Raw genomic sequence first — 14,450 nt, forward strand, 5'->3', positions numbered from 1 at the left:
CGGTCGCCGCCGGCCCGATGCAAACGTCCGCCGCCCGCCACAGTGGAACCCCGGACGGAACGCGGCGTGAACACCCCGTGCACGATGCCCCAGCCCGGTCGGTTCAGGGATGCATGCGGGCGCCCTTGAGGACCTTGTCCACCGCCGTGCGCGGGCCGTGCACGGCCAACCCGACCAGGTCGAGCTTGTCGCGCCCGACCGCCCGGACGGCCGCGCGGTTGTCCCGGTCGTTGCCGGTGGCGAACAGCTCCTGCGTGAAGATCGACATCGGCAGGCCCCGGTCCAGCGCGCGTGAGTGCGCGCCGGCCAGGGTGGACCGGTCACCGGCGAAGACCAGGACCGGCTGACGGAACATCGGCAGGTAGCGGGTGCCGTCCGCGTCGCGGTACTCCTCGCCCACCAACTCCGGTACGGCGGCCGCGACGCCGCTGACCAGGAAGGCGGTGACGTTCAGTCGCTGCCAGCCGGCCAGGTCCTCTCGGAGCAGGACGGCGATCTTCGTGGGAAAACGGATCGGTTCGGTCATGCCGGAAACCCTGCCCGCCCCGGCGGCCACCGGTCTTGTACGTTCTTAGCGTGGCCACCGGGCCGGCGGATCCGCACGTCAGCGCGTGGCGACCGGGCGTGGCCGGGGTCGCCGAGGTGTTCCACGCCCACTTCGTGGACCACGCCTACCCACCGCACACCCACGACGTGTGGACCCTGCTCCTCGTCGACGACGGCGCGGTCCGCTACGACCTCGACCGGCATCACCACGGCGCGCTGCGGACGGCCGTCACGCTGCTGCCCCCGCACGTGCCGCACGACGGCCGTGCCGCCACCCCGCACGGCTTCCGCAAACGCGTCCTCTACCTGGACACGTCCGTGCTCGGCGCCGAGCTGGTCGGTCACGCGGTGGACCGGCCGAGCCTGCCCGACCCGCCGCTGCGCCACCGGATCGACCAGCTGCACGGCGTGCTCGCCCGGCCCGGGGACGAGTTCGAGGCGGACAGCCGGCTCGCCCTCATCCTGGACCGGCTCGGACGGCACCTGCGCCGGGCCGCCCCGTCCGGTTCCGCCCCGCCGGGTGCTGCCCCGCCCGCGCCCGGGCTCGCCGTGCGGCTGCGGGAACTGCTCGACGCGCGGACCGTGGAGGGCGTCACCCTCGACGAGGCGGCCGCGCTGCTGCACGCGCACCCGACCCACCTGGTCCGGACCTTCACCCGGGTGCACGGGCTGCCGCCGCACGCGTACCTGACCGGCCGCCGGATCGAGCTCGCCCGCCGCCTGCTCCTCGCCGGGCAGCGCCCCGCGGAGGTCGCCGCCGCGGCCGGCTTCTTCGACCAGTCACACCTGAACCGCCACTTCCGGCGGCACCTCGGCGTCAGCCCGGCCCGCTACTCCGGCCGGGGCGGCGGACGCGAGCGGCATTTCCCGGATGCGGCCCGGCAGCCGCCCGGCCGCCCATAGCATCCGGGCATGAGCTACCTCACCGCCAAGGACGGCACCGACATCTACTACAAGGACTGGGGTGAGGGCCCGGTCGTCACCTTCTCCCACGGCTGGCCGCTGAACGCCGACGCCTGGGACGGGCAGATGCTCTTCCTGGCGCAGAACGGGTTCCGGGTGGTCGCCCACGACCGGCGCGGGCACGGACGGTCGAGCCAGGCTGGCACCGGGAACGACATGGACGGCTACGCCGACGACCTGGCCGCCGTCATCGAGGCGCTCGACCTGCGGGACGCGACGCTGGTCGGGCACTCCACCGGCGGCGGCGAGGTGGCCCGCTACATCGGCCGCCACGGCACGAGCCGGGTGGCCAAGGCGGTGCTGATCTCGGCCGTGCCCCCGATCATGGTGCAGACACCGGACAACCCGGAAGGGCTGCCGATCAGTGTCTTCGACGACCTGCGGACCCAACTCCTCGCCGACCGCTCGCAGTTCTACCAGGACTTCGCGCAGATGTTCTTCGGCGCCAACCGGCCGGGCGCGAAGGTGTCGAAGGGCATCCTCGACCAGTTCTGGCTCTGGAGCATGCAGGCCGGCCTCTGGAACTCGTACCTGAGCATCAAGGCGTTCTCCGAGACGGACTTCCGCGACGACCTGGCGAAGTTCGACGTCCCGACGCTCGTCCTGCACGGCGAGGACGACCAGGTCGTCCCGGTCAAGGACTCCGCCCACAAGACCGCCCAACTGGTCGCCGGCGCGCAGGAGATCTACTACCCGGGCGCCCCACACGGGCTCACCGCCACCATGCAGGACCAGGTGAACAAGGACCTGCTCGCGTTCCTGCGGAGCTGACCGGGGGCGCCGCCGCTCAGACGCGCTGGGCGCCGATGACCGCGAGCAGGCGCAGCTTCTCGTCGCTCTCCGTCCCGGGCGCGGCCGTGAAGACCATCAACGTCTGCGACTGGTCCGGGTCCACCAGGACCTGGCAGTGCAGCTCCAGCGCGCCCACCTCCGGGTGCCGCAGCCGCTTGGGCGGGCAGTAGGCGCTCTGGACCGGGTGTTCCCGCCACAGTTCGGCGAACTCGGCGCTCGTCGCGAGCAGGGCGTCCACGATCACGGCGGCCCGCGAACCCCGGCCGTCGCGGGTGTACGCCGCGTGCAGGTGCGCCGCCATGAGCCGGCTCCGCGTCGCGTGGTCCTCCGCCGGCACCGGCGTACGCGCCTGCGGATCGGTAAACCAGCGGTAGTGCGCGCTGCGCGCCAACCCGCTGTGCCGGGTCTCGTCGCCCAGCAGGGCGACCGCCGGCGCCGTCTGCGCCAGGGTCTCGCCAAGGTGGTTCACCACCTGCGCCGGGGTGTCCTGGAGCCGGTCGAGGATCCGCATCATGCCCGGGTTGACGTGGTCGGCCCGCACCGCGTGGCGCGGCACGGGAAACCCGCCGAGCTGGAACAGGTGGTCCCGCTCGGCCAGCGACAGCCGCAGGCCGCGGGCCAGGGCGGCGAGCATCTGCTCGGACGGGTGTGGGCCGCGCTGCTGCTCGATGCGGCTGTAGTAGTCGGCGGACATGCCGCTGAGCGCGGCGACCTCCTCGCGGCGCAGCCCGCCGGTGCGTCGGCGCGGCCCCCGGGGCAGCCCCACGTCCTCCGGCTGGAGCGCCTCCCGTCGGGCACGCAGGAAACCGGCGAGGCGGGCGCGGTCCATGGTCCTCCTCCTTCCACCCGTCCGGCGGGTGTCCTCACGACGTGCCAACAGGCCCGGAGCGCCGGCTGTTCCGGCTGGTCAAGGCTCCCCCGCCCGGCGAGGCGGAGCCAGGGTCGACCGGTCCGTGGATCAGCGCCCCGCCCGCCTGGGGTCGGCCCCGGCCCCACGTGTGGGCCGGGGCCGACCCGTCGCGCTCACCGCTGGATGGACTTGATCTCCAGGAACTCCGCCAGCCCGAAGCGGCCGAACTCGCGGCCGTTGCCGGACTGCTTGTAGCCGCCGAACGGGGCGAGCGCGTTCCACTGGCCGCCGTTGACGTCGACCTGACCGGCCCGCAGCCGCCGGGCGACCGCGAGGGCGTGCTCCGGCTCGCCGAACACGCCGCCGGTGAGTCCGTACGCCGTGCCGTTGGCGATGGCGACCGCCTCGTCCTCGTCCGCGTACGGGATGATCGTCAGGACCGGACCGAAGATCTCCTCCTGGGCGATCGCCGACCGCGGGTCGACGTCGGCGAAGATCGTCGGCTGGACGTACGCGCCCTTCTCCAGCCCGGCCGGCCGGCCGGGGCCGCCGAACACCAGCCGGGCGCCGTCGGCGACCCCCCGCTCGATGTAGCCGGCCACCTTCTCCCGGTGCGCCTCGTGGGCCATCGGACCGATGCGGGTGGCCTCGTCGGTCGGGTCCCCCACGGTGTACTGCCCCGCCGCCTCCACCGCGAGCGCGACGACCTCGTCCTGCCGGGCCGCCGGCACCAGCATCCGGGGCCACGCCCCGCACACCTGGCCGCCGTTGGTGAACGCCATCGCCACGCCCTTGCTGACCGCCTGCGGCAGGTCGGCGTCGTCGAGGATGATGTTCGCGCCCTTGCCACCGAGCTCCAGCGCCACCCGCTTGACCGTCTCGGCGGCCACCGCGGCGATGCGCCGCCCGGCCCGGGTCGACCCGGTGAACGAGATCATGTCGATGTCCGGGTGCGCGGAGATGGCCTCACCGACGACGGCGCCGGTGCCGTACACGACGTTGAACACGCCCGCCGGCAGGCCCGCCTCGACGGTGACCTCGGCCAGGATCCGCGCGGTGAGCGGGGCGACCTCGGACGGCTTGAAGACCATCGTGTTGCCGGCGAGCAGCGCCGGGGCCAGCTTGGAGACGATCTGCTGGAGCGGGAAGTTCCACGGGGTGATCGCGGCGACCACACCGATCGGCTCGCGGACGAGGAGCGAGTTGCCGATCTCCTCGGTCCACGGGAACGTGTCGGCGAGCCCCACGAACGAGTCGATCACCGCCGCCGGGAAGGCGACCTGAGCCGTCCGGGACAGCCCGACCGGGGCGCCCATCTCGGCGGTGATCGTCGACGCGATCTCCTCCGTACGAGCGGCGAGGCCCGCACCGACGCGCCGCAGCACGGCGGCCCGGTGTGCGGGCGTGGTCGCCGACCAGGACGGGAAGGCGGCCCGGGCGGCGGCCACGGCGCGGTCGACGTCGGCGGCGGTGCCGGCCGCCGTCTCGGCGACGAGGTCACCGGTCGCGGGGTTGACGACGGGAAGGGTGCCGGCGGAGCCGGCGACGGTCTCGCCACCGATCCAGTGGCCGGCGGCGGTGAGAGGTGAAGTGGTCATGAACCGACCGTGGCACCGGCAGCGGACCCCATCCAGGCGCAACATATCCGGGACCTGGCCGTCCCTGGCAACGCCCACGTCGTCAGAGCCGGCGGCCCTTCGCGTCCCGGGCGACGATCCCGTCGAGCTCCACGCCCGGCGGCAGCGCCTTCGGGTCGAACCAGAAGACGACCACCCTGGTGTCCCTGCTCCAGCGGGCCAGCCGGGCGGGGATCTCACGGCCGTCGACGGTGCCGATGATCCGGTCGGCGGGCCCCACGAAGTACCCGAACCCGGGCATGGGAGTCGGCCTCGGGGTCTCGGGCGACTGGTCGTACCCGATCTGATGGAAGCCGGGCCGACGGTCCGACCCCTCGACATCGTTGATCAGGTAGTCCGAGGTGATCGAGCCGTCGGGAGCGCGCCGGCCGGCGACCAGCGCGATCTTCACCCCGGGCGTGCGGGGCAGGTCGACCGGGACGAAGTACAACACCCGCTCGTCGCCGTCGGTGCCCCGGATCCCGGTCCCGACCACCTCGCCGACCGGCTGCCGCTCCGGCTCCCGGCGGCTCGCCGTCGGCGCCGGAGACGTGGCGGCGGGAGCTGCCGGGGACGCGCTGGCGACCGGGGCGGGACGTACGGCCGGTGCCGGGGCCGTGGCCCGTACGCCCACCACGACGACACCGGTCAGCGCCACCACCGACAGCGCGGCGGCCCCGCCCGACACGAGGTGCCGGCGGCGGCGCAGCCGTCGGCCGTCCCGCATGATCGCGTCGAGGTCCAGCGGGGGCAGGTCGGCCCGCTCGGTCGCCCGCAGCGCCCGCCGCATCTGCTCCGCCTCGTTCATCGCCGCACCTCCTCCGTCGCGGGCACGTTGGCGCGCAGCTTCTCCAGCGCGCGGGAGCTGGTGCTCTTGACCGTGCCCACCGACACGTCGAGTTCGCGGGCCACCTGCGCCTCCGGAAGGTCGAAGTAGTAGCGCAGCACGACGATGGCGCGCTCCCGGGGGCTGAGCGTGCCGAGGATGCCGAGCAGCCAGCGCCGGGTCGCGACCTCGTCGGCGACGTCGGGACGCCGCTGCTCGGGCAGGTCGTCGCTGGGATACTCGCGGATCGGGCGTCGTCAGCCGTCGACGAGGTGGTTGACCAGCACCGTCCGGGCGTACCCGTAGGCGTCGTCGTGCCGGACCCGCGACCAGGCCGCGTAGGTGCGGACCAGCGCGGTCTGCGCCGCGTCCTCGGCCTGGTGGTGGTTGCCGGTCATGAGGAAGGCGGCGTGCACGAGACGGCCGGACGCCGCCCGGGCGAACTCGACGAACTCGTCGTCACCGCGCCCCATGGTCGCGCCTCCCACACCTCACGCGGAACAGGACGGATGAGCGGGCGGAATGGTTGAGCCCACAGGAGATCAACCTTTCGGCCCGCCCCCGCGTCCTTCCCCCTGCGCGCCACCGGACGGCGGGGCGTGGCGAGGGGAGACGCATGGCACCGAACACTACGCGGGCCCGGGCAGCCGGCATCCGGCCGCTACCGCTGGCAGTACTGCTGCTCACCGCACTGCTCAGCGGGTGCGCCGGGCCCGTCGTGGGCCATCCGGCCGCCGCCGGTGCCCCGGCCGCAGCCGGCGGGGCCCCGGCGACCGCGGCCCAGCCCGCCGCCACACCCGCCGTGGTGGCCCAGCTGGGGTCCGCCCCGGTGACCTACCCCGCCGACGGCGGCAACCGGTGGACGTACGCGGCCGCGGAGGCGCCGGGCCGGGGCGGCACCGGCCGGCTGTGGCGTTACCGGGTGGCCGTGGAGCGGGACATCCACGGCCTGTCCGTGCCGGACTTCGCCGCCGAGGTCACCCGCACCCTCACCGACCCGCAGGGGTGGACCGCGGACGGGGCGCGGCAGCTGCGCCGGGTCGGTGCGGACCAGAAGGCCGACTTCACCCTCTACCTGGCCACTCCGGGCACCCGGGACACCCTCTGCCAGGACGTGCCGGACGGCTACACGTCGTGCCGCAACGGGGACCGGGTGGTCCTGAACGTGGCGCGCTGGGTGAAGGGCGTGCCCGGCTACGGGGCGAGTCTCGCCGTCTACCGCCGCTACATGGTCAACCACGAGGTGGGGCACCGGCTGGGCATGGGACACGAACGGTGCCCGGGGCGGGGCCGCCCGGCGCCGGTGATGCAGCAACAGACGCTCGGCCTGCACGGCTGCACCCCGAACCCGCTGCCCTACCTGGACGGCGAGTTCTACCGGGGGCCGTCCGGGGCGTACGACGACCCGCTGCCGCCCCGGGAGGGGGGACGGACGGGCTGACCGGGCCGGTCGACCGGGTCACGCGGTGAGCTGGCGGAGCACGGTGGGGTCGGTGATCGCGTCGTCGGCGGCGAGCATGATCGCCTTGGACAGGATCACCGACAGCACCGGGTCGTCGTCGAACGGCAGGTGGATGCGGCCGCCCCGGGCGCGCGCCGGGACGATGCACAGGTAGGCGTCGTTCGGCTCCATGAGGATGTTGCCCGAGCCGAGGTGGATCCGGTAGGCCCGGATCGACCCCTGCACCCGCAGGAACCGGTCGGACAGCTCGACCCGGTCGGCGATCGCCATCCGCGGCAGCAGCCGCGCCAGCGCGTCCCGGCGGACCTGCGCCGACGGCGTCAGCTCGGCCACCGCCGCCCGGTGCCAGTAGGCGTGGAACCGGTCCTCGCCACGGTCGGCCCACTCCGGGTCGGTGGCGATCGACGTGACCCCGACGAACAGGTCCACGTCCCGCATCGCCTCGGTGAAGACCAACGGCGGCACCTCGGCGACCGGCACGGCCTGCCAGGTGGCGCCGTCGCGCCGGGCGAAGCGGACCTGGTCGGTCGTGCAGTACCCGACGTCGTGGCGACCGGCGTCGTCGGTGTCGACGAGGGCGTGGTGGAACGACGCCCGCCACCCGCCGCCGCCGAGCAGCTTGATGGCCTCGCTGTCGTAGCCGCCGTCCCAGGTGCCCAGGTAGCCGGCCTGCCAGCCGCGCACCCGCATGAGCGCGTTGGCCTGCCGGTAGCGCAGGATGTGCGCGGCGAACCGGTTGGAGTAGGAACCCGTCGCCTCCTCGGCCGGCGTCAGCACGTAGATCTCGCGGAAGGCCTGCTTGAACGGCTGCGTCAACCCGGCGGCCAGCACGTGCCCGCGCCACGCGAGCACCTCGTCGACGGACGCGGTGACCGGGTGCCAGAGCCGGACCCGGTCGCCGGTGACCGACTGTCCGTCGCGGCCGGCGAGCACCCACCCGGCGGCGTCGCGCCGGGGCAGGCCGGCCGACCAGTGCCGGCCGTCGCCGCTGGCCTCCCAGAGCAGCCGCCGTCCGTAGGCGCCGGTGACCGGGTGGTCGAGGAAGCGGGCCACCCAGTCCGCGTACGCCCAGGTGCGCTCCTCGGACAGCAACCCCTCCACCCGCTGCCGCTCCGACACGAGCGTCGCGCCGAGGCGCTTCACGACGTCCCGCAACCCGGCCAGCTCGCCGACGTGGTCCTCCCGGACCGGGGCCGGGACTCCCCGGAGCGGTACGCCCCGCCGGGCGAAGGTCAACCGCGCCTTCTCGCCCACGACCTCGACCGTCGCCTCGTAGGAACCGACGGACACCCGTAGGCGGCCGTCCCGGTCGAGCCCGTGGTCGTCCACGGCGAGCTCCAGCACCTCGCTGAGCGACCAGCCGCGCAGCGCCCCGAGGCGCGCCAGCGCCGCCTCGACCCGGCTGCGGACCGCCCGGTTCCGCACCGTCACCGCCAGTCGCGCCAGGGTCCGCACCGGCGCCGTACCGGACCGCCCGGCCAACAGGCCCACGCCGGCGACCGCCGTGCGCTGGGCGTGCGGAAAGCCGCGCGCGTCCCGGGGCGCCGCCGCGGCCGTGGACACGGCCCGCGCCAGCGCCTCCGTGGCCGCGTCGTCCTCGTCCCGCGACGCCGCCCACAGCAGCCCCCGCAGCAGGCGGTCGGTGTCGTCGCGCACCCACCGACCGTGCTCGGCGAACAGGTCCAGGAGCCGGCGGACGGTCGCCGGGCCGCCGGGCGTGGCCGCGAGGTGGGCGTCGAGCTGCCGCAGCCACTTCGCCGTCGGCGTCGGCTTCTCCAGCGAGGCGCAGTGGGCCAGCAGGTCCCCGGCCGCGTCGAGGCCGGCGCCCAGCGTGGCGCGGGCCAGGGGCCCGAAGCCGTCCCCGCCGTGCAGCAGCCAGGACGGCAGGCCACGTGCGGAGGCGCGGTCGATCGCCTCGGAGATCGACCGGACGACCCGCCGCCGGACGTCGGCCGGCGGGAAGTAGTCGTCCGCGACCTCGTCACGCAGCGCGCCGAGGGCCGGCAGCAGGTCGGCCAGCTCGGCCGGGGCCAGGCGCGCCGCGACGGCGGCCGGCAGCTCCAGGTACGACCCGTTGTCGTAGCCGGACCCGGCCAGCCGCAGGCACCACAGGAGATCCGCCCGCGTCCACGGCACGTCCCCGGTGGCGAGGTCGCGGACGACGTCGCTCAGGGCGACGGGGGTCGAGGCGGTCGCGGCTTCCCGGTGCATCGCCAGCGCCGCGAGGCGACGCTCCTCGGCCGGCCAGCCCGCGACCGCCGCCCACTCCGCCGTTCGGGTCACCGGCGTCCGGTAGTGGTGCGGCGCCGCCTCCCGCAGCACGGCCCGGATCCGGGCGTCGGCCTCGTCGAGGCCGGCCTCGACCCGCCGCCGGTCGGCCTCGGTCAGCTCGGGTAGCAGATCCGTCCAGTCGCCCACGTCGCTCCTCGCTCGATCGATGTGGACGGCATCGTGACAGCACCCACCGACGAAACGTGAGCCGTCCGGGGCTGGACGGTACGGATCGCGCACGTCCCCGGGTGGCCATGTTCGCGTGGCCGGGCATTCACGCGGGGGCGCTACGCTGCGGCTCGCGCCAGCTCCCGGGACCGAAAGACGGCCGTGCATCACGCCAACCACTACTACGGCCACTCACACGTGCTGGCCCGCTACTGCGGGCTGGACGACCGGTCACCCCAGCGCATCCACGGCTACCTCCAGCACGGCTGGAACATCGGCGACGGGATGGCACCCGACCACGAGTTCGTGCCCGGCGTGCCGCTGTTCGTCTGGTCCGAACGGACCCGGCACCGGGCCTGGTCGCTGGGCCGGCGTCAGGCGTACGCGATCGGCGCGCCGTGGGCGTACCTGCTGACGATGGAGCCGGAACCCGAGCCGGAGCGGCCCCGGGAGGGCACGATCTGGTATCCGTTCCACGGCTTCGAGGGCCAGCACGTGGAGGGCGACCACGACCGGCTGATCGCGGAGATCCGGGCCACCGAGCCCGGCCCGGTCACGGTCTGCCTGTACTGGCAGGAGCACCGGTCCCGCCGGGTGCGCGAGCGGTACGAGCGGGCCGGCTTCCGGGTGATCTGCCACGGCTACCGGGGTGGCCGGTGGGACAGCCTGGACCCGGACTTCCTGCGCCGCCAGTTGGCCGAGTTGCGCCGGCACCGCCGGGTCGCCTCGAACCGGCTGTGCACCGCCATCTTCTACGGCGTCCTCGCCGGCTGCGAACCCGCCGTGTACGGCGACCCGATGCAGTTGGCGGGGGAGGTGCCCGTGTGGGGCGGGCAGCCGCGGATCCGGCGTCAGTGGCCACGGCTGCACGGCCCGGCGGTCGACCCGGCGGCGGCCCGGGAGATCGCCGTCGCCGAGCTGGGCGCCGACCGGCTGCTCCCACCGGCCGCCCTGCGCCGGCTGTTCCGCTGGCCCGACCCGCCGGCCCGGGACGCCGCCGACCCGATCACCGACTCCACCGCCGCCGATCCGCCGGCCCGCCCCGCCGACCCGACCGAGGAGACCCGGTGAACCTGCGACTGACCGGTGGGGAGATGCCGCTCTGGTCGGACCTGGACGGCCGGCACGGGCCGGGGCCGGTCCACGGTCCGGTGTTGGCGCCGCTGCTGGCCGGCGCGTCCGGACGTACCCTCGTCCTCGGGCCGCTGGACCCGGCGTTGCTCGACGCGGTCCCGGCCGACGACCTGACCGTGCTCGTTCGGGGTCTCGCCGACGCGGAGGTCCTCGCCGCCCGGTTGGCCGGCCGGCCCGGTGCGGGGGTGCTGTGCGGTGGGCCGGAACGGCTCGCCACCGAACCCGCCTACGACACGGTGATCGCCCTCGACGGGCTGGAGCGGCTGCGCTCGACGGAGGGCGCCGACCTGACCTGGTACGAGACGCTGACCCTACTGGTCGCCACCCTCCGCCCGGGCGGCGCGCTGCTCCTCGCCGTGGAGAACCACCTGGGCCTGCACCGGCTGGTGGCGGCACCCACGGCGGTCACCGACTCCGAGTGGGCGACCGTCGGCGAGTACGACCCGGACCGACCCGCCGGCCTGGCCCGGCTTCGGGCGCGCCTGACCGACGCCGGACTGCGCCTGACCGATGCCCACACGGCCTGGCCGAGCCCGCTCGCACCCACCGTCCTGCTCGCGCCCGGTCTGCTGGCCGACCCGGAGGTGGTCGGATTCCTCCAGGCGACGCTCGGCCGGGCCTGCGCCGGCTGGCCCGAGGCGCTGACCGACCCGGGACGACTGGCGGCCACCGCAGTGCGCCACGGCGCGGCGACCGAGCTGGCGCCGGCCTGGATCCTGCGGGCCGAGCGGGCCACCCTCGGGTGGGGCGGCTCGGATCACACTGCCGGCGACGCCGCCGAGCCCGGCCACCGGGTCGGGGCGTCACCGAGCGGCCCGGAGCGCGGTGCGGGCCGTCCCGTCGGGCTGGTCGCGCTCGGCGACGACCGTTTCGACGTCGTCGACGGCGCCGGCCGCCCGCTGGTGCGCCGCGCGGACGGCACGACCACCCCGGTGCCGACCGGCCGGACGGTCGAGGATCTGCTGATCGGCGCCGCGCTGCGACACGATCTGCCGACCGTGCGGGAGCTGCTCCACCGCTGGCAGGCCGGCCGCCACGCGGGCGTACCGGTCGACCAGCTCGTGGCGACGCCCGGTGGCGGGTTGGCGCCGCTGGTGCCCGCGCTCCCGCCGGGAGTCGCGCTGCGGCACCTCGCCGTCCGGCTGATCGACGCCGGCCTGGCGCACCTGTGGCCGTCGCCCGCCGACCCCGTGGAGTTGGCGTTGACGCTGGCGGCCCTGGCGGGTTCGGCGTTCGAGCCGGTCCCGCCGACCGGCGACGCGCCCACCCGGGTCGAGACCCCCTCCTATCGGGAGCTGCTGGCGACCCGGGACCGGCTGGCCCGCGAGCTGGGCGAGGCGCGTGAGCGGGAGGAGTGGTACGAGCGGACGCTCGCCGCCCGGGAGGGCGAGCTGCGTCGGGCCCGCGAGATCGTCGCGCTGCTGTCCGGAACGCCCACCGCCCGCGCCGGCAAGCTCGTCCTGGCCGGGGCCCGCCGGGCCCGCCGCACCGCCGGCGCCGCCGTGCGGCGCGTCCTGCCCCGCGACTGACGACCCGACCAGGTCCGGCCCCGAGCCCGACTCGGCCCCTGACGTCCGTGGCCCCGACCGGTGGGCGCGCTCAGGCCGGCGCGTGGACCGCCGGGTCGCCGTCGCGACGCGCGCCGGGTGAGCCGGCCACGACCTGCTCGTACAGCTCCTCCAGCAGTCGGGTCTGTCGCTGGAGGTCGAAGGCCGTCTCGACGTGCCGCCGTGCTGCCCGGCCGAGCTGCTCGCGTCGCGGCTCGTCGCTGAGGAGCTGCCGGATGTTCTCCGCGAGCGCGGCCCGGTCGCGTTCCGCGCACAGCAGCCCGGTCTCCCCGTGCCGGACGGCTTCCGGAATCCCGCTGTGCCGCGTGGCGACCACCGGCACCCCGAGGCTCGCGGCCTCCAGGATGGTCGTGGGCAACCCCTCGCTGTCCCCGTCGGCCGCCGTTCTGGACGGCGCGGCGAGGATCCGCGACGCCGCCAGCTGCCGCATGACCTCCTCGGGAGGCTGCGCACCCACGAACGTGGCGTCCACACCCAGCCGCGCCGCCCGCTCCCGGGTCGGCTCCTCCAGCGGCCCGCTGCCGACGAAGAGGGCCCGTGGCCGCAGGTCGGGCAGCAGGCCGAGCGCCTCGACGAGGTCGTCGGCGCCCTTCTTGTCCACGAACCGGCCCACGAAGATGACGTCCCACGTCTTCGGCGTCGCCGGCGGCTGCGGCGGCACGGGCACGCCGGTGTGGTGCACGCGGACCTTCGCCGGGTCGGCGCCCAGCTCCACCGCGCGGTCCCGGATGAACCCGGAGACGGCGATGACCAGGGCCGCGCGCTCGAACGCGACCCGCAGGTTCCGCCGGTGACGGGCGCCGCGCGGCCCCGGCACGGCCGCCTGCCGTGTCACGTCCAAGCCGTGCAGCGTGATGACCAGCGGTACGCCCAGTTGCTGGGCGGTGCGGCTGATCAGCCAACCGTCGCCGCCGAAGTGGGCGTGCACGAGGGCCGGCCGCAGGCGGGTCAGCAGTCTGCGCAGCCGCAGCGAGCCGCCGGTCAACCGCAGCAGCCGCCAGCCGCGGCCGCCGGCGGCCGTCTGCGGGAAGACGATGACGTCGCTGTCGGCGGCGATCGGCGAGGCGACCTTGCGGGCGCCGAGGTACACCGGCCGCCACGACGGCAGCGCGTCGCCCTGGTTGCGGACGAACGTCTCGGAGACCGGCAGCAGCAGGCTCCGCCAGACGACGACGACCCTAGGCGTGGACATCGGTGGGCCGGTCCACGGCCGGGGTCGGCGCGGCGGCGTCCACACCGGAGGCGACCGGCGGGACCGGCCCGGCCGAGGCTGTCGGTGCGGTGGCCGGGCGGCGGCGGCCCAGGATCCGATCGCGCAACGTGTGCCGCACCTGCGGAGGAATCAGCCAGATCTGAAGGAACGTCAGGTAGTCGACGGCGCTGGGGCGGCCGTGCCGGCGCGCGTCGGCGAGGAGCATCCGGAAGACCCGGACACTGCGGGTCGGCGCCGCCATCGAGCTGATGATGCTCGTGACGATCGCGGCGTACGCCCGGGGGGTGAGCAGCGGCCGCATGCCCCGCAGCCACTCCAGCTGCGCCTCCCACGGCGAGTTCAGGCTGATCCGCGGCCGGTCCTCGTCCTGGTGCCACAGCACCAGCGGCTCCGCCGCGTAGACCAGCTCGACGTCGTCGTGGGCCAGTGCCCGCAGCGTCCAGTCGAGCTCCTGCTGGCGACGCAGCCCGACGGTGAACGGTACGCGGCGCAGCAGCTCCGTGGGCGCCAGGATCGTCGAGGTCTGGATGAACCCGTCGCCGTGGAACAGGCCCCGCCGGACGGTGAGGTACTCGCAGATCGGCTCGCCGTCCGCGGGGAGCCGACGAGGCATGACGAACTGCGCCCGTGGGGTCTTGTTGATCAGCCGGCTCGCGACGACCGGCATCGGGCTGGTCGCCGTGCGGGCCCGCGCCAGCTGCACGGCCAGCTTCTCGGGCAGCCACTCGTCGTCGTCGTCCAGCAGGGCGGTCCACGGCGCCCGAGCCGCCTGGACGCCCTGGTTCCGGGCGTTCGGCGCGCCACCCTTCACGGGCAGCTCCACCGGGCGTACGCGAGGGTCGCCGATCGCCGCCAGCGCGGCCCGGGTCGCCCCGTCCGGCCCGTCGACCACGACGATGACCTCGATGTCGGTCACCGTCTGGGCGAGGGCACTGCGAACGGCCCGGGTGACCAACTCGGGGCGGTCGAAGGTCGGGATGACGACGCTGACCTCGGGTGTCGAGGACATGCTCACCTGCTCATTCGGCCAGAGACGAAATG

14 protein-coding genes are annotated in these 14,450 nt (G+C 75.1%); 5 read left to right on the forward strand and 9 right to left on the reverse strand.

The genetic code is table 11. The annotated features are described in order from the left end of the window. Positions 1-103 precede the first annotated feature (103 nt). Positions 104-526 carry a DUF2000 domain-containing protein gene (locus GA0070620_RS04105; protein ID WP_091588626.1) on the reverse strand — a complete coding sequence of 141 codons (423 nt, stop codon included), beginning with the start codon at positions 524-526 and terminating at the stop codon, positions 104-106. A 50-nt stretch (positions 527-576) separates the two neighbouring features. On the opposite strand from GA0070620_RS04105, the gene GA0070620_RS04110 reads away from it, so the two are divergent. Both GA0070620_RS04110 and GA0070620_RS04115 read left to right on the forward strand, forming a co-directional pair. Next, positions 577-1,449: a helix-turn-helix transcriptional regulator gene (locus tag GA0070620_RS04110; RefSeq protein WP_091588627.1), complete on the forward strand. Its 873-nt coding sequence runs from the start codon at positions 577-579 to the stop codon at positions 1,447-1,449. 9 nt (positions 1,450-1,458) lie between these two features. Then, positions 1,459-2,280 (forward strand): alpha/beta fold hydrolase, encoded by an 822-nt coding sequence (locus GA0070620_RS04115; protein WP_091588628.1) that lies wholly within the window; start codon positions 1,459-1,461, stop codon positions 2,278-2,280. A 16-nt stretch (positions 2,281-2,296) separates the two neighbouring features. Here GA0070620_RS04115 and GA0070620_RS04120 read toward each other — a convergent pair whose 3' ends face one another. The 5 genes from GA0070620_RS04120 to GA0070620_RS33460 all read right to left on the reverse strand — a co-directional run bounded on the left by GA0070620_RS04120 (position 2,297) and on the right by GA0070620_RS33460 (position 6,066). Then, a complete protein-coding gene (locus GA0070620_RS04120; RefSeq protein ID WP_091588629.1) occupies positions 2,297-3,130 on the reverse strand; it encodes a helix-turn-helix transcriptional regulator in 834 nt (277 codons plus the stop codon). A gap of 194 nt (positions 3,131-3,324) precedes the next feature. Beyond that, positions 3,325-4,749, reverse strand: coding sequence for an aldehyde dehydrogenase family protein (locus GA0070620_RS04125; RefSeq protein WP_091588630.1), 1,425 nt, complete (start codon positions 4,747-4,749; stop codon positions 3,325-3,327). 82 nt (positions 4,750-4,831) lie between these two features. After that, positions 4,832-5,575 carry a hypothetical protein gene (locus GA0070620_RS04130; protein WP_091588631.1) on the reverse strand — a complete coding sequence of 248 codons (744 nt, stop codon included), beginning with the start codon at positions 5,573-5,575 and terminating at the stop codon, positions 4,832-4,834. Then, the gene (locus tag GA0070620_RS33455) at positions 5,572-5,841 is read right to left on the reverse strand and encodes a sigma-70 family RNA polymerase sigma factor (protein WP_331713255.1); all 270 of its coding nucleotides are present in this window, start codon (positions 5,839-5,841) and stop codon (positions 5,572-5,574) included. Before GA0070620_RS33455 ends, GA0070620_RS04130 begins: the two co-directional genes overlap by 4 nt. Before the next feature lie 9 nt (positions 5,842-5,850). After that, the gene (locus GA0070620_RS33460; RefSeq protein ID WP_231922219.1) at positions 5,851-6,066 is read right to left on the reverse strand and encodes a sigma factor; all 216 of its coding nucleotides are present in this window, start codon (positions 6,064-6,066) and stop codon (positions 5,851-5,853) included. Between the two features lie 143 nt (positions 6,067-6,209). Here GA0070620_RS33460 and GA0070620_RS04140 point away from each other — a divergent pair, with 143 nt between their 5' ends. Further along, on the forward strand, positions 6,210-7,034 hold the full coding sequence (locus GA0070620_RS04140) for a DUF3152 domain-containing protein (RefSeq protein WP_091588632.1): 825 nt from the start codon (positions 6,210-6,212) through the stop codon (positions 7,032-7,034). An 18-nt stretch (positions 7,035-7,052) separates the two neighbouring features. Here the strand turns inward: GA0070620_RS04140 and GA0070620_RS04145 are convergent, their stop codons facing one another. Beyond that, entirely contained in the window at positions 7,053-9,473 is a 2,421-nt protein-coding gene (locus GA0070620_RS04145) for a DUF4132 domain-containing protein (protein WP_091588633.1), read from the reverse strand. A 183-nt stretch (positions 9,474-9,656) separates the two neighbouring features. Here GA0070620_RS04145 and GA0070620_RS04150 point away from each other — a divergent pair, with 183 nt between their 5' ends. Beyond that, positions 9,657-10,565 carry a hypothetical protein gene (locus GA0070620_RS04150; RefSeq protein ID WP_231922220.1) on the forward strand — a complete coding sequence of 303 codons (909 nt, stop codon included), beginning with the start codon at positions 9,657-9,659 and terminating at the stop codon, positions 10,563-10,565. Continuing rightward, complete coding sequence (locus tag GA0070620_RS04155; RefSeq protein WP_091588634.1) at positions 10,562-12,157, forward strand: hypothetical protein; 1,596 nt, start codon at positions 10,562-10,564, stop codon at positions 12,155-12,157. Before GA0070620_RS04150 ends, GA0070620_RS04155 begins: the two co-directional genes overlap by 4 nt. Before the next feature lie 70 nt (positions 12,158-12,227). Here the strand turns inward: GA0070620_RS04155 and GA0070620_RS04160 are convergent, their stop codons facing one another. Together GA0070620_RS04160 and GA0070620_RS04165 are read right to left on the reverse strand one after the other, a co-directional pair. Then, on the reverse strand, positions 12,228-13,388 hold the full coding sequence (locus GA0070620_RS04160) for a glycosyltransferase (protein WP_091597992.1): 1,161 nt from the start codon (positions 13,386-13,388) through the stop codon (positions 12,228-12,230). After that, entirely contained in the window at positions 13,375-14,418 is a 1,044-nt protein-coding gene (locus GA0070620_RS04165; protein ID WP_091588635.1) for a glycosyltransferase family 2 protein, read from the reverse strand. The genes GA0070620_RS04160 and GA0070620_RS04165 overlap by 14 nt, the downstream gene beginning before the upstream one ends. Between the last annotated feature and the right edge of the window lie 32 nt (positions 14,419-14,450).

The sequence above is a fragment of the Micromonospora krabiensis genome (assembly GCF_900091425.1).
GTDB lineage: Bacteria > Actinomycetota > Actinomycetes > Mycobacteriales > Micromonosporaceae > Micromonospora > Micromonospora krabiensis.